15 protein-coding genes are annotated in these 22,070 nt (G+C 42.0%); all 15 read left to right on the plus strand.

Features of this window, described 5'->3' with window-relative positions; all coding sequences use genetic code 11:
- Positions 1-24: 24 nt before the first annotated feature.
- The 15 genes from B7723_RS10460 to B7723_RS03035 all read left to right on the plus strand — a co-directional run bounded on the left by B7723_RS10460 (position 25) and on the right by B7723_RS03035 (position 21,901).
- On the plus strand, positions 25-162 hold the full coding sequence (locus tag B7723_RS10460; protein WP_158084816.1) for a hypothetical protein: 138 nt from the start codon (positions 25-27) through the stop codon (positions 160-162).
- Positions 163-267: 105 nt separating this feature from the next.
- On the plus strand, positions 268-1,311 hold the full coding sequence (locus B7723_RS02970) for a D-alanine--D-alanine ligase (protein WP_084849201.1): 1,044 nt from the start codon (positions 268-270) through the stop codon (positions 1,309-1,311).
- Positions 1,312-1,395: 84 nt separating this feature from the next.
- Positions 1,396-2,769 carry a UDP-N-acetylmuramoyl-tripeptide--D-alanyl-D-alanine ligase gene (locus B7723_RS02975; RefSeq protein ID WP_084849200.1) on the plus strand — a complete coding sequence of 458 codons (1,374 nt, stop codon included), beginning with the start codon at positions 1,396-1,398 and terminating at the stop codon, positions 2,767-2,769.
- Positions 2,756-3,367: an NUDIX hydrolase N-terminal domain-containing protein gene (locus tag B7723_RS02980; RefSeq protein ID WP_049501410.1), complete on the plus strand. Its 612-nt coding sequence runs from the start codon at positions 2,756-2,758 to the stop codon at positions 3,365-3,367. Before B7723_RS02975 ends, B7723_RS02980 begins: the two co-directional genes overlap by 14 nt.
- A gap of 196 nt (positions 3,368-3,563) precedes the next feature.
- The gene (locus tag B7723_RS02985) at positions 3,564-4,268 is read left to right on the plus strand and encodes a YwaF family protein (protein ID WP_049505658.1); all 705 of its coding nucleotides are present in this window, start codon (positions 3,564-3,566) and stop codon (positions 4,266-4,268) included.
- 236 nt (positions 4,269-4,504) lie between these two features.
- The gene (gene ftsA, locus B7723_RS02990; protein WP_000196345.1) at positions 4,505-5,875 is read left to right on the plus strand and encodes a cell division protein FtsA; all 1,371 of its coding nucleotides are present in this window, start codon (positions 4,505-4,507) and stop codon (positions 5,873-5,875) included.
- Positions 5,876-5,891: 16 nt separating this feature from the next.
- Positions 5,892-7,148, plus strand: coding sequence for a cell division protein FtsZ (gene ftsZ, locus B7723_RS02995; RefSeq protein ID WP_000144261.1), 1,257 nt, complete (start codon positions 5,892-5,894; stop codon positions 7,146-7,148).
- A gap of 3 nt (positions 7,149-7,151) precedes the next feature.
- Positions 7,152-7,823, plus strand: a complete 672-nt coding sequence (locus tag B7723_RS03000; protein WP_001049616.1) for a YggS family pyridoxal phosphate-dependent enzyme — start codon at positions 7,152-7,154, stop codon at positions 7,821-7,823.
- A gap of 9 nt (positions 7,824-7,832) precedes the next feature.
- Complete coding sequence (locus tag B7723_RS03005; RefSeq protein WP_000053370.1) at positions 7,833-8,363, plus strand: cell division protein SepF; 531 nt, start codon at positions 7,833-7,835, stop codon at positions 8,361-8,363.
- On the plus strand, positions 8,363-8,623 hold the full coding sequence (locus B7723_RS03010; protein ID WP_000576500.1) for a YggT family protein: 261 nt from the start codon (positions 8,363-8,365) through the stop codon (positions 8,621-8,623). Before B7723_RS03005 ends, B7723_RS03010 begins: the two co-directional genes overlap by 1 nt.
- On the plus strand, positions 8,620-9,411 hold the full coding sequence (locus B7723_RS03015) for a YlmH family RNA-binding protein (protein ID WP_071851240.1): 792 nt from the start codon (positions 8,620-8,622) through the stop codon (positions 9,409-9,411). The genes B7723_RS03010 and B7723_RS03015 overlap by 4 nt, the downstream gene beginning before the upstream one ends.
- 8 nt (positions 9,412-9,419) lie before the next feature.
- Positions 9,420-9,674, plus strand: a complete 255-nt coding sequence (locus tag B7723_RS03020; RefSeq protein ID WP_000028987.1) for a DivIVA domain-containing protein — start codon at positions 9,420-9,422, stop codon at positions 9,672-9,674.
- A 16-nt stretch (positions 9,675-9,690) separates the two neighbouring features.
- Entirely contained in the window at positions 9,691-10,485 is a 795-nt protein-coding gene (locus B7723_RS03025) for a DivIVA domain-containing protein (RefSeq protein WP_049505662.1), read from the plus strand.
- A 251-nt stretch (positions 10,486-10,736) separates the two neighbouring features.
- Positions 10,737-13,529 carry an isoleucine--tRNA ligase gene (ileS, locus tag B7723_RS03030; RefSeq protein WP_071851238.1) on the plus strand — a complete coding sequence of 931 codons (2,793 nt, stop codon included), beginning with the start codon at positions 10,737-10,739 and terminating at the stop codon, positions 13,527-13,529.
- Positions 13,530-13,822: 293 nt separating this feature from the next.
- Positions 13,823-21,901: a ZmpA/ZmpB/ZmpC family metallo-endopeptidase gene (locus B7723_RS03035; protein WP_084849199.1), complete on the plus strand. Its 8,079-nt coding sequence runs from the start codon at positions 13,823-13,825 to the stop codon at positions 21,899-21,901.
- Positions 21,902-22,070 lie beyond the last annotated feature (169 nt).

Raw genomic sequence — 22,070 nt, forward strand, 5'->3', positions numbered from 1 at the left:
CCAAACAATCAAACAGATATTCATTTGGTAAAGAATGGGATTGTTGTCAGCTACCAAGGGGAGAAAGTTTTTTATGTAACCAATAACAAGTCCTACACGATCACCATCACCAATGTAGACGACAAACCAGCTTACTTTGAAGCTCAAGTGGTGGATCGGTAACATTTCAGCTCTCAAATGAGGGGCTTTTTTATATACAAGTTTTAAAAAAGAAGCAAATATGATATACTAAAGAACGAGTATTCTATTAGAATTGGAACAAATAATATGAAACAAACGATTATTCTTTTATATGGTGGGCGTAGTGCAGAGCGTGAGGTCTCTGTCCTTTCAGCTGAGAGTGTCATGCGCGCGGTCAACTACGACCGTTTCACAGTCAAGACATTCTTTATCAGCCAGTCAGGTGACTTTATCAAAACGCAAGAATTTAGCCAGACTCCAGGTCAAGAGGATCGTCTCATGACTAATGCGACTATTGACTGGGACAAGAAAATCGCACCAAGTGCTATCTACGAAGAAGGTGCAGTCGTCTTTCCAGTCCTTCATGGTCCGATGGGAGAAGATGGTTCTGTTCAAGGATTTTTAGAAGTTTTGAAAATGCCTTATGTCGGCTGTAATATCTTGTCATCTAGTCTTGCCATGGATAAAATTACGACCAAGCGAGTTCTAGAATCTGTCGGAATTGCTCAAGTTCCTTATGTGGCCATCGTCGAAGGTGATGATGTGACTGCTAAAATAGCTGAAGTTGAAGAAAAATTGACTTATCCAGTCTTCACTAAGCCGTCAAACATGGGTTCAAGTGTCGGTATTTCTAAGTCTGAAAACCATGAGGAACTCCGCCAGGCTTTGGAGCTTGCCTTCCAATATGACAGCCGTGTCTTGGTAGAGCAAGGGGTGAATGCGCGTGAAATCGAGGTTGGTCTCTTGGGCAACTACGATGTGAAGAGCACTTTGCCAGGTGAAGTGGTCAAGGATGTTGCCTTTTATGACTATGATGCCAAATATATTGACAACAAGATTACCATGGACATCCCAGCCAAGATTAGTGATGATGTGGCAGCTGTCATGCGTCATAATGCAGAAACAGCCTTCCGTGCAATCGGTGGCCTCGGTCTGTCTCGTTGTGATTTCTTCTATACAGATAAGGGCGAGATTTTCCTAAACGAGCTTAACACCATGCCAGGTTTTACCCAGTGGTCTATGTATCCACTACTTTGGGACAATATGGGAATCAGCTACCCAGAACTAATCGAGCGTTTGGTTGACCTTGCTAAGCAAAGTTTTGACAAGCGCGAAGCGCATTTGCTATAAAAATGAAAGAGAGGGTAGAAGCCGGAACTATCACTGCATGGTGACTAGAGTTCTTGGACTTCAACCCTTTTTAAAGGAGTAGAAATGAAATTAACGATCCATGAAATTGCCCAAGCTGTTAGAGCTAAAAATGATGTTAGTCTTTTTGCGGACGTTCAGTTAGAAAAAGCTGAGTTTGACAGTCGTTTGATTGGACCAGGTGATTTGTTTGTGCCACTTAAAGGTGCGCGTGATGGTCATGACTTTATCGAAACGGCTTTTGAAAATGGTGCAGCAGTAACCCTCTCTGAGAAGGAAGTAGAAGGTTATCCCTACATTCTAGTAGACGACGTGTTGTCTGCCTTTCAAACCCTCGCAGCTTACTATCTTGAAAAAACGGCTGTTGATGTCTTTGCTGTCACAGGTTCAAATGGCAAGACAACGACCAAGGATATGTTGGCGCATTTATTGTCAACGACCTACAAGACCTACAAGACACAAGGCAATTACAATAACGAGATAGGACTTCCCTACACGGTTATCCATATGCCTGAGGGGACAGAAAAGTTGGTCTTGGAGATGGGGCAGGATCACTTGGGTGATATCCATCTCTTGTCTGAATTGGCTCATCCTAAGACAGCCATCGTGACCTTGGTTGGAGAAGCCCATTTGGCCTTTTTCAAAGACCGTTCGGAGATTGCTAAAGGGAAGATGCAAATTGCAGACGGTATGGCATCAGGTTCTTTGCTCTTGGCACCAGCTGACCCTATTGTAGAGGACTACTTGCCTACTGATAAAAAGGTGGTTCGTTTTGGTCAAGGAGCAGTGTTGGAAATTACCGACTTGGTTGAACGTAAGGACAGTCTGACCTTTAAGGCCAATTTCTTGGAGCAAGCCCTTGATTTGCCAGTAACTGGTAAGTACAACGCTACCAATGCCATGATAGCTGCTTATGTAGCTCTCCAAGAAGGAGTCTCAGAGGAGCAAATTCGTCAGGCCTTTCAGAACCTAGAATTGACCCGCAATCGTACTGAGTGGAAGAAGGCAGCCAATGGAGCAGATATTCTGTCTGACGTATACAATGCCAATCCAACTGCTATGAAGTTGATTTTGGAGACATTCTCTGCCATTCCAGCTAATGAAGGGGGCAAGAAAATCGCAGTCTTAGCAGACATGAAGGAACTTGGTGACCAGTCTGTTCAGCTCCATAACCAGATGATTTTGAGCCTATCGCCAGATGTGCTGGATACCGTTATTTTCTATGGAGAAGACATTGCCGAATTGGCACAACTTGCCAGTCAAATGTTTCCAATCGGCCACGTTTTCTATTTTAAGAAAACAGCTGACGAGGACCAATTTGAAGACCTTGTCAAGCAAGTCAAGGAAAGCCTCGGTGCCAATGACCAAATTTTGCTTAAAGGCTCTAACTCCATGAATCTAGCCAAGTTGGTAGAAAGTTTAGAAAATGAATGCAAGTGATTTTACCAAGTATCTGCAAAGAATGCTAGCCATTACGGATACTGGATTAACTTTTACAAAAGATCCTTTCGACCGTGAGCGCTACGAGGACTTGCGAATCCTGTTATCTGAAATGTTGAATCAGGTATCAGACCTCGATGCAGAAGAAGTGGCAGAAGTCTTGAAACCAACGTCCGCTTATGCAACTCCTCTGATGGACGTCCGTGCTTGGATTGTTGAGGATGAAAAAGTCTGTTTAGTTAGAGGAAAAGGAGAGGATAGTTGGGCTTTGCCAGGTGGTTTTGGTGAAGTTGGCTATTCTCCAACCGAAAATATTCTTAAAGAAATTGAAGAAGAAACCGGCTTTACAGCAAAAGCTGAAAGGTTACTTGCAGTTTTTGATACCAATCGTTTCCAACTGCAGAGCAAACAATATGCAAAGTTTGTCTTTGAATGTAAGCTTCTTGATGGACAATTTCAAGAGAATCAAGAAATTGCTGACCTTCAATTTTTTGCCATTGACCAATTGCCAGTCTTATCTGAAAAACGCATCACCAAGGACCAAATGGAGATTCTCTGGCAAGTTTATAAAGGACAAAGAGACCAATATGTTGATTAGTTTATGCTAGAGAAGTTGACAAATCAAAAAAGGGTGTCTGCAAGGTGCATTTCTGCAATACAAATGATATAATAGGTTGCGAATTTAAGACGCAAGTGTTCTATGCATGTCATAGAATCAAGTTTTTTCAAAAAATTTAAAAGCTGGAGAAAGTGAATTTTTTACTGCCTCTAGCTAGATGAACGAGGAATAGAATATGAATTTGTGGGATAAATTATTTACCACACAGATATCAGAACCGCCCCAGTTTGAACTTCACTGGTACATTGGTTTGTTATGTTTATTGGCTCTTACTTTCTATGCTTCTTATCGCTTTCGCGACAAAGTTGCTTACCAGCGTTTTATTCAGATTCTTCAGTCTGTTCAACTGATTGTTCTGTATAGCTGGTATTGGGGAAATCTCATGCCTCTGTCAGAAAGTTTGCCCTTCTATCATTGCCGTATCGCCATGTTTGTGATGCTCTTAATTCCAGGGACATCCAAGTACAAACGGTACTTTGCCCTTTTAGGAACTTTTGGAGCAACAGCAGCACTGGCTTACCCACTCTTTGATCCCTACCCATTTCCACACGTGACCATTTTGTCCTTCATTATCGGACATGTTGCCCTTTTAGGAAATGCGCTCCTATACTTGTTTAGAAACTATCAACCTTCCCTTCTCGATTTGAAGAATGTGGTGGTGATTACTTTCGCCTTAAATGGCTTGATATGGGTTGTCAACTTAGTTGTAGGTGGAGATTATGGATTTTTAAACAAACCACCACTTGTTGGAAGCTTCGGCCAGCCCTTAAATTATCTCATTGTTTCGACTGTTATCGTGATAGCAATTCGCTTAACAGGGAAATTAGTAGAAAATTTTTTACAACAAAAATCGGAAGAATTTATTCAAGAGAAGATCTAAAATGATCTTCTCTTTTTTGGGTTTTTAAGAAACAAAAAGGAAATTGTGAACATTAACTTCAAGAAATCTCTTAGAAGAAGAATTTTTCTAGAATTTTCTCAAAAAACATGCAGGAATTTTATCAAAAACTAAGCACGATTGGATTTTTTGTGTTATAATATTCTTTGAATAGCTATGCCCAAACATAGTTATTAAATAGAAGTGAGAAACTTGGAAGACAGAGAGGATGCGATGTAATGACTAGAGATGGTTTTTTTACAGGCTTAGATATCGGAACTAGCTCGATTAAAGTGCTAGTAGCTGAGCATAGAGATGGCGAAGTAAATGTAATTGGTGTTAGTAATGCCAAAAGTAAAGGTGTAAAAGACGGAATTATTGTTGATATTGAAGCAGCTGCTTCAGCAATCAAATCTGCAATCACACAGGCAGAAGAGAAAGCTGGTATTTCTATTAAATCTGTCAACGTTGGCCTTCCAGCAAACCTCTTGCAGGTTGAACCAACACAAGGAATGATTCCTGTAACTTCAGACACCAAAGAAATCACAGATCAAGATGTTGAAAATGTTGTCAAATCAGCTTTGACAAAGAGCATGACTCCTGACCGTGAAGTGATTACCTTTATTCCAGAAGAATTCATCGTGGATGGATTCCAAGGCATCCGTGACCCTCGTGGTATGATGGGTGTCCGCTTGGAAATGCGTGGTCTGCTTTACACAGGTCCTCGTACGATTCTACACAATCTTCGCAAGACAGTTGAGCGTGTGGGTATCCATGTTGATAATGTGATTATTTCACCTTTGGCAATTGTGAACTCCGTTCTCAATGAAGGCGAACGCGAATTTGGTGCAACTGTTATTGATATGGGTGGAGGTCAGACTACTGTGGCGACTATCCGCAACCAAGAATTGCAGTTCACTAACATCTACCAAGAAGGTGGAGATTACGTTACTAAAGACATTTCTAAAGTCTTGAAAACATCTCAAAAAATTGCAGAAAGTTTGAAACTGAACTATGGTGAAGCTTACGTTCCACTTGCAAGTAACGAAACTTTCCAAGTTGAAGTAATTGGTGAAGTAGAACCTGTTGAAGTAACAGAAAGCTACTTGGCAGAAATTATCTCAGCACGCATCAAACATATCTTTGACCAAATCAAACAAGAGTTGGAAAGAAGACACTTGTTAGATTTGCCAGGAGGTATCGTCCTTATCGGTGGAAATGCAATTTTGCCAGGAATTGTTGAATTAGCCCAAGAAGTATTTGGTGTTCGAGTAAAACTTTATGTACCAAATCAAGTTGGAATTCGCAACCCTGCATTTGCACATGTGATTAGCTTGTCTGAGTTTGCTGGTAAATTGACAGAAGTCAATCTTCTTGCACAAAAAGCAGTTAAAGGAGATGAATTCCTTCGTCAAAAACCAATTAACTTTGGCATTCCAAATCAACGTTTGAATCCAGTAGCGCAACCAAGTCCAGCACAAGCAGCTCCAGCTGAAACTGTGCAGGAAGCTCCAGTTGCTCCGAAGGAAGAATTCCAAGCAAGTTCTCAAAGTAAACCGAAGCTAACAGAACGTTTCCGTGGTTTGATCGGAAGCATGTTTGATGAATAAAAGAGGATAAGAAATTATGACATTTTCATTTGATACAGCAGCAGCTCAAGGCGCAGTTATTAAGGTAATTGGTGTCGGTGGTGGTGGTGGTAACGCCATTAACCGCATGGTTGACGAAGGTGTTGCTGGTGTAGAATTTATCGCAGCCAACACTGATGTACAAGCCCTTAGCAGTACGAAAGCAGAAACAGTTATCCAACTTGGTCCTAAATTGACTCGTGGTTTGGGTGCTGGAGGTCGTCCAGAAGTTGGACGTAAAGCTGCAGAAGAAAGTGAAGAAGCTTTGACGGAAGCTATCACTGGAGCAGACATGGTCTTTATCACTGCAGGTATGGGTGGTGGATCTGGTACAGGTGCAGCCCCTGTTATTGCACGTATCGCTAAAGATCTTGGTGCTCTTACAGTTGGTGTCGTGACACGTCCTTTCGGATTTGAAGGAAGCAAACGTGGTCAGTACGCTGTAGAAGGAATCAACGAACTTCGCGAGCATGTTGATACTTTATTGATTATCTCTAATAACAACTTACTTGAAATTGTTGATAAGAAAACGCCACTTCTTGAAGCTCTTAGCGAAGCAGATAACGTTCTTCGCCAAGGTGTTCAAGGGATCACTGACTTGATCACGAACCCAGGATTGATTAACCTTGACTTTGCTGACGTGAAAACTGTAATGGCCAACAAAGGGAATGCCCTTATGGGTATCGGTATCGGTAGTGGTGAAGAACGCGTTGTTGAAGCGGCTCGTAAAGCAATTTACTCTCCACTTCTTGAAACAACTATCGATGGTGCTGAGGATGTCATCGTCAACGTTACTGGTGGTCTTGACTTGACCTTGATTGAAGCAGAAGAAGCTTCAGAAATTGTCAACCAAGCAGCTGGCCAAGGTGTAAACATCTGGCTTGGAACATCAATTGACGAAAGCATGAAGGATGAAATCCGTGTTACAGTTGTAGCGACAGGTGTTCGTCAAGAGCGCGTGGAAAAAGTAGTTGGAGCTCGTAACAACCAACCAGTTGGACGTCCATCAACTAAAGCGCCACAAGCACACACATTTGACCGTCAATTCGACTTGGAAGAGACAGCAGAATTGCCTAAATCAAGCCCTCGTCGCTTTGAAACAAACCAAGCGTCTGCTTTTGGAGACTGGGACTTGCGTCGTGAGTCGATTGTTCGTCAAACAGATCCAGTTGTTTCACCAGTAGAACGCTTCGAAACACCAGTTTCACAAGATGAAGATGAATTGGATACACCTCCATTCTTCAAAAATCGTTAATCAATGAATTTGAAAAAAAATACTGAATTAGTTTTTCAGCAAATAGCTGATGCTAGTCAAGAAGCCAACCGTGCTCTAGATGCTGTTTCAGTAATCGCAGTGACAAAGTATGTAGATGTACAAACAGCGGAAGCCTTGCTTCCGCTTGGTGTCCGTCATATAGGTGAAAATCGAGTTGATAAATTTTTAGAAAAATATCAGGCCTTGAAAGATTACCCAGTTACTTGGCATTTAATAGGAACACTACAGAGACGGAAAGTGAAAGAAGTAATCCCATATGTGGATTACTTTCATGCTTTAGACTCCCTAAAGTTAGCCCAGGAAATTCAAAAGAGAACAGATCATGTCATCAAGTGTTTCTTGCAGGTCAATATTTCTGGGGAAGAAAGCAAGCATGGATTTTCAAAAGAAGAATTGCTAGAACTTTTGCCAGAATTGGCTAAGTTAGATCAGATTGAGTATGTTGGTTTAATGACCATGGCTCCTTTTGAGGCAGACAGTGATGAATTGAAAGAAATTTTCAAGGATACGCAGGCTCTGCAAGCAGAAATTAGAGAAAAACAAATCCCTAATATGCCGATGACAGAGCTAAGCATGGGAATGAGTCGTGATTTTAAGGAAGCGATTCAGTTCGGCTCAACCTTTGTTCGAATCGGTACAGCATTTTTTAAATAGGAGAGAGCTATGTCTTTAAAAGATAGATTCGATAAATTTATAGATTATTTTACAGAAGACGGAGAAGAAACGACTAACTACCAGACTCAACAAGAGGAAACAGTTAGCCCAGCCATCTCAACTTCTAAAGAATTACCAGCACCTGCTCAGTCAGGATCAGCAAAAGATGCAAATATTACTCGTCTTCATGCGCGTCAGCAAGAATTGGCAATGCAAAGCCATCGTTCAGATGAGAAAGTGACAATTGACGTTCGCTATCCAAGAAAATATGAAGATGCAACTGAAATTGTAGATTTGTTGGCTGGAAATGAAAGTATTTTGATTGATTTCCAATACATGACAGAAGTACAAGCCCGTCGTTGCCTTGATTACTTGGATGGAGCCCGTCATGTCTTGGCTGGAAATATGAAAAAAGTTGCGAGTACGATGTATCTATTGACTCCTGTCAACGTTATCGTGAATATTGAAGATATCAAACTTCCAGATGAATCACAAAGCGCTGAGTTTGGTTTTGATATTAAACGAAATAGAGCAAGATAATGATTTTCTTAATTCGTTTAATCCAAAATGCGGTCAGCATTTATTCCATCATTCTCGTTGCATTTGCTCTTCTTTCATGGTTTCCAAATGCCTATGAAAGCCAGCTAGGTCGCCTAGTTATCAGACTTGCTCGTCCAGTTATTGAGCCCCTTCGTAAGCTCAATCTACAATTTGCTGGTCTTGATTTTACGGTTTGGGCAGCGCTGATTCTGATTCAGTTTGTTGGAAATATCTTAACACGACTAGTCCTATTACTATGACAGTAAATCGAGCCATTTATCAGCATTTTTCTCAAGATGATATTCCCTTTATTGATAAGGGATTAGAGTGGATCAAGCGGGTAGAAGATACCTATGCACCGGTGCTTACTCCATTTATCAATCCCCATCAGGAACAGATCTTGAGGGTGCTAGCTGGGACATATGGACTGGGTTGCCAAAGTAGTGGTGATTTTCTTCCGACAGAGTCGGTTCGAGTTCTTCTCTATCCAGATTACTTTGAACCGGAGATATCAGACTTTGAAATGGCCTTGTTGGAAATTTGCTATCCGAGTAAGTTTGAGCAACTGAGTCATGGAAAAATATTGGGAACAATTATCAACCAACTAGGAATTGACCGTAAATTATTTGGTGATATCTTGGTAGATGAAAAGAGAGCACAGATTTTTGTCAATCGTGATTTCATTCCTCTTTTTCAGGATGGAATAAGAAAGATTGGCAGACTTCCTGTATCGCTGGAGGAACGTCCTTTTACCGATAGGATTTTGTCTAAAATTGATTATAGAGAACGAGAAATTTTAGTTTCGAGTTTTCGATTGGATGCCCTCTTATCAAGTGCCTTGAAATTATCTAGAAATCAAACTAGTCAACTGATTGAGAAAAAATCTGTCCAGGTAAATTATCATGTGGTTGAAAAATCTGATTACCAGATCGCAGTTGGAGATTTGATCAGTGTGAGAAAGTTTGGTCGTTTGAAAGTTGTCAAAGACAATGGTCAGACCAAAAAGGATAAGAAAAAACTAACAGTCCGGCTACTTTTAAGCAAGTGAGAAAAAATATGTCGATTACACCACAAGAAATAAGTGATAAAGCTTTCTCAAGAACATTCAGAGGCTACAATCAGGAAGAAGTTGACCTCTTTCTAGATAAGATTTACTTTGAATTAGAGGAGATGATTCGATACAAAGATGAAACTGAACTCTATATCAAAAAACTAGAAGAATGTCTTTCCTATTATACGAATGATATTCCTAAGAGAACAGTAACAAGCGAGCAAGAACCAGAAGCAATTAATGATTCTATTTTTTATTAAGTAAGTGAGGAAAAGTATGCCAATTACATCATTAGAAATTAAAGATAAAACCTTTGGTACAAGATTTAGAGGTTTTGACCCAGAAGAAGTAGATGAATTTCTGGATATCGTTGTTCGTGACTATGAAGACTTGGTTCGTAGCAATCACGATAAAGAGACACACATCAAGAGTTTGGAAGAACGTTTGTCTTACTTTGATGAGATGAAGGATTCCTTGAGTCAGTCAGTTTTGATTGCCCAAGATACAGCTGAGCGTGTTAAACAAGCTGCTCAAGAACGTTCAAACAATATTATTCAACAAGCTGAACAAGATGCTCAGCGTTTGCTTGAAGAAGCGAAATACAAGGCAAATGAAATTCTCCGTCAGGCAACAGATAATGCGAAGAGAGTGGCTGTTGAGACAGAAGAGTTGAAGAATAAGAGCCGTGTATTCCATCAACGCCTCAAATCTACGATTGAAAGTCAGTTAGCAATTGTTGAGTCATCTGATTGGGAAGATATTCTTCGCCCAACAGCTACTTACCTTCAGACAAGTGATGAAGCCTTTAAAGAAGTGGTGGGTGAAGTTCTTGGTGAAACTGTATCTTTACAACCAGAGGAAGAGCCTATTGATATGACTCGTCAATTCACTCCAGAAGAGGTAGCAGAGTTGCAAGCTCGTATCGAGGCTGGCAATAAAGAATTAGCTGAGTTTGAAGCCCAACAAAATCAACAGACAGAAGAAATTGTCCAGCATGAAGAGTCAGTTGAAGTAGAAGCTACTGCGGCAACTGAGAACGATGCAAACAAAGAATCTGTTCTTATCCTATAAAAAATGTGAGAACAAGATCCAACCAACTATATTTTCAGCGAGCGGGAGATGGTGAGAGTCCTGCAATCCCTAGTGGTTAGATTATCCTCTCAAGCAATCCAGTCCGAAAGCAGTAAGACTAGACGTCCCCCACGTTACGGGAAAAGAGGAAAAGAGACCCTGTCTTTTTTCGAACAAAGGTGGTACCACGATTTTCGTCCTTTTTGCGAATCGTGGTTTTTATTTTGTCATTTTAAATTAAAGGAGTAACAATGAAACTTAAAGAAACCCTCAATCTAGGGAAAACAGACTTTCCTATGCGTGCTGGTCTTCCAACCAAAGAACCAGTTTGGCAAAAAGAATGGGAAGAAGCAAAACTTTACCAACGTCGTCAAGAATTGAACCAAGGGAAACCACATTTCACCTTGCATGATGGACCTCCGTATGCAAATGGAAATATCCACGTTGGACATGCCATGAACAAGATTTCTAAAGATATTATTGTTCGTTCGAAATCTATGTCTGGATTTTACGCCCCTTACATCCCAGGTTGGGATACACATGGTCTGCCAATCGAGCAAGTCTTGGCAAAACAAGGCGTTAAACGCAAAGAAATGGACTTGGTTGAGTACTTGAAACTTTGCCGCGAGTATGCTCTTTCTCAAGTTGATAAACAACGTGAAGACTTTAAACGTTTGGGGGTTTCTGGTGACTGGGAAAACCCTTATGTGACTTTGACTCCAGACTATGAAGCGGCTCAGATCCGTGTCTTCGGAGAAATGGCTAAGAAAGGCTACATCTACCGTGGTGCAAAGCCAGTCTACTGGTCATGGTCATCTGAGTCAGCCCTTGCAGAAGCGGAAATTGAATACCATGACTTGCTTTCAACTTCCCTTTACTATGCTAACCGCGTCAAAGACGGAAAAGGTGTGCTAGATACAGATACTTATATTGTCGTATGGACCACTACACCATTTACTATCACAGCATCTCGTGGTTTGACAGTTGGAGCAGATATTGATTATGTATTGGTACAACCAGCTGGTGAATCTCGTAAGTTTGTGGTTGCTTCAGAATTGTTGAACAGTTTGTCTGAGAAATTTGGCTGGGCGGATGTGCAAGTCTTGGAAACCTACCGTGGTCAAGAATTGAACCACATTGTGACAGTCCACCCATGGGATACAGCTGTAGATGAGTTGGTGATCCTTGGTGACCACGTTACGACTGACTCTGGTACAGGTATTGTCCATACAGCCCCTGGTTTTGGTGAGGACGACTACAATGTCGGTGTTGCCAACGGCCTTGAAGTTGCTGTAACAGTGAACGAACGCGGTATTATGATGGAAAATGCTGGTCCTGAATTTGCGGGTCAGTTCTATGACAAGGTTGTGCCGACTGTTATCGAAAAACTGGGCGATTTGCTCCTTGCTCAAGAAGAAATCTCTCACTCATACCCATTTGACTGGCGTACGAAAAAACCAATCATCTGGCGTGCTGTTCCACAATGGTTTGCCTCTGTATCTAAATTCCGCCAAGAAATATTGGACGAAATTGAAAAAGTGAAGTTCCACTCAGAATGGGGTAAAGTGCGTCTTTACAACATGATTCGTGACCGTGGTGACTGGGTAATCTCTCGTCAACGTGCTTGGGGAGTTCCCCTTCCTATCTTCTATGCTGAAGACGGAACGCCAATCATGACTGCTGAGACTATTGAACATGTAGCTCAACTCTTTGAGGAACACGGTTCTATCATCTGGTGGGAACGTGATGCTAAGGACCTCTTGCCAGAAGGATTTACTCATCCAGGTTCACCAAATGGCGAGTTCAAGAAAGAAACAGATATCATGGACGTATGGTTTGACTCAGGTTCATCATGGAATGGAGTGGTGGTCAACCGTCCAGAACTTAAATACCCAGCAGATCTATACCTTGAAGGTTCTGACCAGTACCGTGGTTGGTTCAACTCATCACTTATCACATCTGTTGCTAACCATGGCGTTGCTCCTTACAAACAAATCTTGTCACAAGGATTTGCCCTTGATGGTAAAGGTGAGAAGATGTCTAAATCTCTTGGGAATACCATTGCTCCAAGTGATGTTGAAAAACAATTTGGTGCGGAAATCTTGCGTCTCTGGGTAACAAGTGTTGACTCAAGCAACGACGTGCGTATCTCTATGGATATCTTGAGCCAAGTCTCTGAAACTTACCGTAAGATCCGTAACACACTTCGCTTTTTGATTGCCAATACATCTGACTTTAACCCAGCTCAAGATGCAGTGGCTTACGATGAGCTTCGTTCTGTTGACAAGTACATGACCATTCGCTTTAACCAGCTTGTGAAGACTATTCGTGATGCTTATGCAAACTTTGAATTCTTGACAATCTACAAGGCCTTGGTGAACTTTATCAACGTTGATTTGTCAGCCTTCTACCTTGATTTTGCGAAAGACGTTGTCTACATCGAAGGTGCCAAATCACTTGAACGCCGTCAAATGCAGACTGTCTTCTATGACATTCTTGTCAAAATCACCAAACTCTTGACACCAATCCTTCCTCACACAGCAGAGGAAATCTGGTCATATCTTGAGTTTGAAGCTGAAGAATTTGTTCAATTGTCTGAATTACCAGAAGCGGAAACTTTTGCTAACCAAGAAGAAATTTTGGATACATGGTCAGCCTTCATGGACTTCCGTGGACAGGCTCAAAAAGCCTTGGAAGAAGCGCGTAATGCAAAAGTAATCGGTAAATCACTCGAAGCCCACTTGACAGTTTACCCAAATGAAGTGGTGAAAACTCTTCTTGGAGCAGTAGATAGCAATGTGGCTCAACTTTTGATCGTGTCAGAATTGACCATCGCTGAAGGTATAGCTCCAGAAGGCGCAGTTAGCTTTGAGGATGTTGCCTTTACAGTTGAACGCGCTACAGGTGAAGTTTGTGACCGTTGCCGTCGTATCGACCCAACTACTGCAGAACGCAGTTACCACGCAGTCATCTGTGACCACTGTGCAAGCATCGTAGAAGAAAACTTTGCGGATGCAGTTGCAGAAGGATTTGAAGCGAAATAATCAGATTAGAAATATGTCTTCTCATAGTTTAAGATGAGAGGAAAGGTAAAAGAGAGAAAGTCATTTCTCTCTTTTTTTGCTGGTAAAAGCTTAGGATAAAGATGTAGAAATTCAACATTTGTAGGAAAAGTTTTAAGTTGATTTTCTGAGATTTTTTAAAATAGGAGTCGTGTTTTGGTACTTTTCAAAAGCATGTGTTGCTTCTAAAAATCGCGACAAATAATTTGAATAATCAAGTGAAATCAGGTAGAATAGAAAGGATTGAATAATATATTGAAGAGGAAATTTTGAGAATGAAACATCAGTTTTATGGAGAAAAACGACAGCGCTTTTCTTTCCGCAAGTTGTCCGTTGGGCTCGTTTCGGCGACGATTGGAAGCTTCTTTTTGAGTGGGCAAATAACTGGGGACTTGACTTCTGTAAAGGCAGCAGAAATTCAAAGTCAGCAGTCTGCTCAGGTCAAATACCACTACGTAGTGGAGTCTGAATTGACGGAGGCAGAGAAGAGTGCCTTGATCAGGGAGATTCCAAAGCATGTTGAGGATGCTTCAGAGACTTATTACTTAGTTTATCGTCCGACTACTCAAGCGGATTCGTCCAGAGTATTACCTAAAACAGGTCATTCCGGTCTTTGGGAATCAACTTTTACAGCGATAGGTCTTGCATTACTAGTGCTTGTAGTTGTTAGAGGCAGAAATGGGAAGAGGTATTTATCTTCGATCTTGTTGGTAACTGGAATGGGATCCATACTGCTATCTCCAACAGTCTTAGCAGTGACGAATATCGAACTTGCGGCATATAATCAAAGTCTTAACTTGGGTCTTGGAGATGCACTTCCAGCGCCATTGAAAATTGACGGTTACGACTATATCGGTTACTTAAAGAATGAAGAACAAAATGATAGTCATTTAGCTCATTCTGCTCAGAAGGAAAATCCGACACTTGACTTGGAGAAAGAGAAGGGAAGTGAACTTAAACCGAGTGAAACAAATCTTGATATGAAAGAGATTGTTTCAGATAAGGGGGATGCTTTAACTGAGGAAGAAAGAGAAGCTATAGCTGCCAAGGAGAGAGAATCTGCTCGTCTAAGCACCGCTTATGACCTGCCAGAACTAAAAATTAGTGAGCAAAAGTCAGTCCAAGAACTTCCTTATCAGACAAAATACCAATATTCAGATGAATTGGCTCAAGGTCAATCAAAAGTTATACAATCAGGTGTTCGAGGTCAACGTACAGTTGTGACTCGTCATTATCGTAAGGGTCAAGAAATCGTGAAAAGCGAAATGATTTCTGATCAAGTGACACTTGAACCTGTTTCTGAAATTATTTTAGTTGGAACAGCTCCAGCTAACTCGATACAAAAAGAAACTCCAGTTCACGAAGTTCCAGAATTGGCAGAATATGGCACAACTCCTGAGACAGCGCCAGTTCATGAGCTTCCAGAACTGACGGAATATGGCACAACTCCTGAGACAGCGCCAGTTCACGAAGTTCCAGAATTGGCAGAATATGGCACAACTCCTGAGACATCTCCAGTTCAAGAGATTCCAGAACTAACGGAATATGGGACAAATCCTGATACAGCACCAGTTCACGAAGTTCCAGAATTGGCAGAGTATGGCACTAGTCCCGAGACATCTCCAGTTCAAGAGATTCCAGAACTAACGGAATATGGGACAAATCCTGATACAGCGCCAGTTCACGAAGTTCCAGAATTAGCAGAGTATGGCACCAGTTCTGATACGCCTCCAGTTCAAGAGATTCCAGAACTGACAGAATATGGCACCAGTCCAGAAACAGCGCCTGTTCAAGAGAACTCTGAGTTGGAATTGACTACAAATGATGAGGTTAGAATAGAAAAGATTGATTTTTCTATTGACGAGCAATATACAGATGAGATTCCAGAGGGTAGTCGCCAGATTGCAACACCAGGTGTTGAGGGAGAGCGCACGATCAAGACTCGCGTCTACAGTTCTAACGGTCAAGAGGTTGATCGCCAAGAATTATCCAATGAGGAAACTCTAGCTCCTGTAACGCAAGTGGTCAAAGTTGGCACGGCTAAGCCAACCATGGTGCCAAATGATGCACCGAAAGCAGACGCTCTGCCAGAGTATCCACTAACTTATACCGACGAAACTCGGGTTGAGAAAATTAACTTCACAATTCGTGAAGAAGAAACGGATGAGCTTGTTCGAGATGCTCGTCAAATCGCAACTCCGGGTGTCCAAGGTGAACGTACGATTAAGACCCGTGTCTACAGTTCTAATGGTCAAGTTGTTGACCGCCAAGAATTGTCTAATGAGGAAACCTTGGCTCCGGTAACGCAAATCGTCAAAGTCGGAACTGCTAAACCAACCGTAGTACCAAACGATGCACCGAAAGAAGACGCTCTGCCAGAGTATCCACTAACTTATACCGACGAAACTCGGGTTGAGAAAATTAACTTCACAATTCGTGAAGAAGAAACGGATGAGCTTGTTCGAGATGCTCGTCAAATCGCAACTCCGGGTGTCCAAGGTGAACGTACGATTAAGACCCGTGTCTACAGTTCTAATGGTCAAGTTGTTGACCGCCAAGAATTGTCTAATGAGGAAACCTTGGCTCCGGTAACGCAAATCGTCAAAGTCGGCACGGCTAAACCAACCGTAGTACCAAACGATGCATCGAAAGAAGACGCTCTGCCAGAGTATCCACTAACTTATATTGACGAAACTCGGGTTGAGAAAATTAACTTCACAATTCGTGAAGAAGAAACGGATGAGCTTGTTCGAGATGCCCGCCAGATTGCAACACCAGGTGTTGAGGGTGAACGTACGATTAAGACCCGTGTCTACAGTTCCAACGGTCAAGTTGTCGACCGCCAAGAATTGTTTAATGAGGAAACCTTGGCTCCTGTAATGCAAATTGTCAAAGTAGGAACTGCTAAACCAAATATGGTACCGAGCGAAGCACCGAAAGCAGACGCTCTGCCAGAATATCCGTTGACTTATACCGATGAAACTCGGGTTGAGAAAATTAACTTTAGCATTCGTGAAGAAGAAACGGATGAGCTTGTTCGAGATGCCCGCCAAATCGCGACTCCGGGAGTCCAAGGCGAACGAACTATCAAGACTCGTGTCTACAGTTCTAATGGTCAAGTTGTTGACCGCCAAGAATTGTCTAATGAGGAAACCCTAGCTCCCGTAACTCAAATTGTCAAGGTCGGCATAGCTAAGCCAACTATGGTACCGAACGATGCACCGAAAGCAGACGCTCTGCCAGAGTATCCACTGACTTATACAGATGAAACGCGCGTAGAGAAAATCAACTTTAGCATTCGTGAAGAAGAAACGGATGAATTGGTCCAAGATGCTCGTCAAATCGCGACTCCGGGAGTCCAAGGTGAACGAACTATCAAGACCCGCGTCTACAGTTCCAACGGTCAGGAAATCGACCGCCAAGAGTTGTCTAATGAAGAAACTTTGGCGCCCGTAACGCAAATTGTCAAAGTCGGCACGGCTAAACCAACCATGGTGCCAAATGAAGCACCGAAAGCAGACGCTTTGCCGGAATACCCACTGACTTATACCGACGAAATTCGCGTAGAGAAAATTGCGTTCAATATCGAGGAGCAATATACGGATGAGCTTGTTCGAGATGCTCGTCAAATCGCAACTCCGGGAGTCCAAGGTGAACGAACTATCAAGACTCGTGTCTACAGTTCTAACGGTCAAGTTGTTGACCGTCAAGAGTTGTCCAATGAGGAAACACTAGCTCCTGTAACGCAAATCGTCAAAGTTGGAACTGCTAAACCAAGCATGGTACCGAACGAAGCACCAAAAGCAGAAGCTTTAGAGGAGTTCGATTTAATTTCACTGCATAATCTCTTGGCAGAAGCGGATCAGATTAAAGCTCAGGCTCGTTATTTCAACGATAGTCAGAGTCATCAAGCTAACTATGATGCTACTTTGACGGCAGGTCAAGCGATTCTGAGCCAATCCCAAGCCAGCCAAGCAGAAGTCAACCAACTGGTGGAACAAATCAATCAAGCCAAGGCTCAATTAAGTGGTCCTGAAGTTGTTAAAACAGCTCTTCAGACTGAGTACGATTTAAATCCAACGGTTAAAACTTCGGTTAAATATAAGAATGCGGATTCAGAAAAGCAGACAGCTTATACTGACGAATTGACCAAGGCAGACAAAGTTTTGAACAATCAAACTGCTACACAAGTACAGGTCAACCAAGTTCTTGCTAGCCTGACAGCAGCCAAAGAAGCTCTAAATGGAGTGCCTAAAGTCAAGCCGACCGTTTCCATTCTAAGTCTGACTGAGAATGCTGATGATAAGTCGGTGACGGTCCAATATAGATTGGAAGACCAGACCCAGTCCTTCCGTTCAGCGACTGCAGAATTGTATCAGGGAGACCAGCTGATTCGCACTCTTCCAATTACCAACTTCGCTGGCAGCTTGAAAATTGGCGACCTAGACTACTACACAGGCTACACTCTAAAAACCAAGTTGACTTATGAACTGGATAATGGCAGCTTTACTGAGTTTGAAACAGACAGTCGTAACTTTGAGCTAGAATACAAGAAGATTGCCTTCCGTGATATTGATTCTGTTGAGTTTTATCATAAAGAAAACGACCAATACAAGCGCTTTGTATCAATGAGCTCTATGCCTACGGATCTGTCTACTTACTTCGTCAAGATCAAATCAAGTGAATCCAAGGAAATTCTCCTACCAGTTCACAGTATTTCTGAAGCAGAGAAAGATGGCAAGGCAGTCTATAAGGTTAATGTAACCCTTCCTGAACTCGTCCAAGAAAGTGAGACGGGCTACAAGTCTGGGCACGATTTCTATATCAGTAAGGCAGTCCCTAGTCAGCAAAATGTCTACACCAGCTTTGCTGGATTAGTAGACGCTATGAAGCGAAATATGTCAGGAAACTATGTGTTGGGAGCTGATTTGGATGCGAGCGAGGTCAACCTTGCACCTGCAGATTATGTCTACCTCAAAGGGAACTTCACAGGTAGTCTGACAGGTAGTCATAATGGTAAGCAATACGCGATTTACAATCTAGCCAAGCCTTTATTTGAAAACATGAAGAACGGGTCTTCTATTACCAATATCGACTTTAAAGATGTGAATATCGTGGGTACCTATGACTCGGCTGCACTGGCACGCAATGCGGAAAATGCTCGAATCACTGACGTTTCTGTTCAGGGGAGAGTATCGGTAGTAGGCAACGCTTCTAACGTAGCAGGTCTAGTAGTTAATGGAACCAATACGCAAATTACCAATAGTTCCTTTACTGGTACCATCCTATCTAACAATCAACACATCAAAGCTTATAACGTAGGTGGTTTGGTTGCGAGCCTTAAAGGAGGAGAATCTCTTCTTAGCCAAAGCAAAGCAGATGTAACGATTATTAGTGGTGCTCGATCAAATGAACAACGTATCGGTGGTTTGGTTGGACGTCTAGAAAACAATGCTCGAATTACCAAATCTTATGTGACTGGAAAATTATATAATTCAACTACTAACGGTCAAATCGGTGGAGTGGTCGGTTCGAACTACTTTAATGGTTTGGTTGATAATGTTATCAGTAATGTTAGTGGTACAAATGTTTACAGTATTTCTGGGGATCAGGGATACAAAAACGACCGCATTACGCAAGCCTATAAAGTTGCCAAAAGTGAAACCTTGAAAAACGATCAGTTTGTTACTTCTACAATTACTCAAGAAGAAATGGAAGAAAAACTGACTGCTATGGACATAACAACTAGTCTAGATGACACTAATCTAAATATGCGTTTTGTCGACTATGGTGAAGTAAACAATGCTCAATTTGACCGCGGATATTCTTATGCAAATATGGAGAAACTGCTTCCTTTCTACAATAAAGAAACCATTGTTTCGTTTGCGAACAAGATTCCGAAAGAGCATAAGTTGAATAAGGAGTACCTACTGGATGTTGTTCCGATGAAGGGTGACCAGGTTATCACTGATATCAATAGCAACAAGACCGGAATTAACCGTTTGATGCTTCACTACATGGACAATACTATTGATTACCTAGAAATATCTTATAAGGGAGATTTCGTAAATCGAGGTATTGCTGAGTATAGGATGAAGGGATTAGACCTTCTTTATACTCCAGAAGCCTTCGTATCAGATTATACTAGTATTCTAAATCAAGTGTTGCCAGAGCTGAACAAGGTCGTTCTTGATTCGCCAGCTATGCGTACAGCTCTCGGAGTAGCCGCAGATACTTCTTTGGATGAACTATACTTAGACACCGCATTTACGCAAGTGAAAAGCAAACTGTCAGCAGAACTACGAAAAGTTCTGGCTATGGATAAGGCTATCAATACTGAAAGTGAAGTAGTTAAGGATTATCTTGTTAAGAAGATTCTTGCTGATAAAGAAGCTTTCCTATTAGGTCTGACTTATCTTCATCGTTGGTACAATATCAACTATGATAACTTTAATGTTAAGGACTTATCGGCTTACAAGATGGATTTCTATGGTAAGAATGACGTTTCGGTTCTTGATACAATTATAGCTTTAGGGAAATCAGGATTGGAGAATCTCAAGGCTAAGAACAACTATACAGCGTATGATAATTCGCTCTCTGAAGCAACTGGCAAGCGAGGACTCTTCAATTACCTTGAAGGCTACCGTCAGCTCTTCCTACCATACAAGACCAATAATGAATGGCTCAAGACCAATACAAAAGCCTACATCGTTGAGGCTAAGTCCGATGTAGCAGAAGCGAGACAGCTTCAGGACGCAGCCGAGGGCAAGAGCAAGTACTCTGTCGGTGTGTACGACAAGATTACTGCAGATAATTGGGAACACAAGGGCATGCTCCTACCACTCTTGACCATGACTGAGAAAGGTGTCTATGCTATCTCTAATATGTCTACCCTCTCTATGGGAGCTTATGATCGTTACCGCCTGGATGCCAATAACAGAGTGCGAACAGACGCAGAACTAGTTGAATATGTCGAAGACAGAGTGAGAAAAACAGCTGAATACCAGCGCGACCACTATGATTTCTGGTATAAGATTCTGAGTCCAGAAAGCAAGGACAAGCTCTTCCGTTCTGTTCTGGTTTATGATGGGTTCTTCTTGACTGACAAAGCAGGACAAAGCTATTGGGCACCAGCTAATGACAAAAAATCACAGGCTATGCAGGAATTCTTTGGACCAGCCGGCAAGTGGTATCCAAGCAAAGGCTATAATGCCTATGCTACGGGAAGTGTTACCCATTTTGATAGAGCACGATTGTTAGAAGACTATGGAAACTCAGTCTACACGCATGAGATGACCCATAACTCTGACGGTGCAATTTACTTTGAAGGTTATGGTCGTCGTGAGGGCTTGGGTGCGGAACTCTATGCTCGTGGACTCTTGCAATCTTCGCCAAGCCCAGATGAACCAACCATTACGCTCAATACTCTCTTCAAGGTGGACAAGGATTCTAAGACACGTATGCATACCTATAATTTCAAGGATCGTGTTCAAAATGCAGCAGACCTGCAACACTATGTCCATGGCATGTTTGACACGATCTACACCTTGGACTATCTAGAAGGTACTTCTATGCTGAAGCAGAGTGATGCTGCCAAGTTACAGTGGTTCAGGAAGATGGAGAATTACTATATTACAGATAAGTATGGTAAGGAGACCCACGCAGGTAACCAGACGCGAAGCTTCACAGCTGAGGAAATCAAGCAGCTGAAGACCTTTGATTCCCTGATTGAAAATGATGTGATCACTCGTCGGGAGAACAAGGAAAGTGGGAAATATGGTCGAAATGGCTACCTCAGCCTCAGCCTTTTCTCACCAATTTACTCAGCCTTGAGCAATCCAAATGGAGCACCTGGTGACGTTATGTTCCGTCGCACAGCCTATGAATTACTGGCAGCCAAGGGCTATCATGACGGATTTGTCCCTTATGTTTCTGGTCAGTACTCTCAGGAAGCCTTCGATGAAGGGAAGAAAACGTGGGACGGATGGTCTGGAAGAGATGTCGGTCTCGTGACAGACCAGAAAGTCTTGGAAAATGTATTTAAGGGTGAATACACCTCTTGGGCAGCCTTCAAGAAGGCCATGTATAAGGAGCGAATTGATCAGCTGACCAAGCTGAAGCCAATCACCATTGAGTACGAGCTTAAAAATTCAAACAGTACCAAGAAAGTAACCATTCGTTCTTATGCAGAGATGCAGCAGTTGATGGACGCAGCCGTGGCAGAGGATGTACGCAACATTACCAATGCTACTAGCCGTGTCGAAGCTAGCTGGGTTAACCTGCTCAAGAAGAAGATTTACAACGCTTATCTTCGTGAGACAGACGACTTCAGACAGTCTATTTTTGAAAGATAAGCATCTTGCAAAGATAGACATGAAAAAAGAAGATCTAAGTGATCTTCTTTTTTCTATGGAATTGCTTGCTTAGTGGAGAAGACGAATAACTTACAAACAAATTGATACAGGACCTATTTCTTAGTCTAAATGTCTGGATAGAAATTTGAAATCATTCACCATCTAGTAT

This window comes from Streptococcus oralis subsp. oralis (assembly GCF_002096435.1).
In the GTDB taxonomy this organism is placed as follows: domain Bacteria; phylum Bacillota; class Bacilli; order Lactobacillales; family Streptococcaceae; genus Streptococcus; species Streptococcus oralis_AA.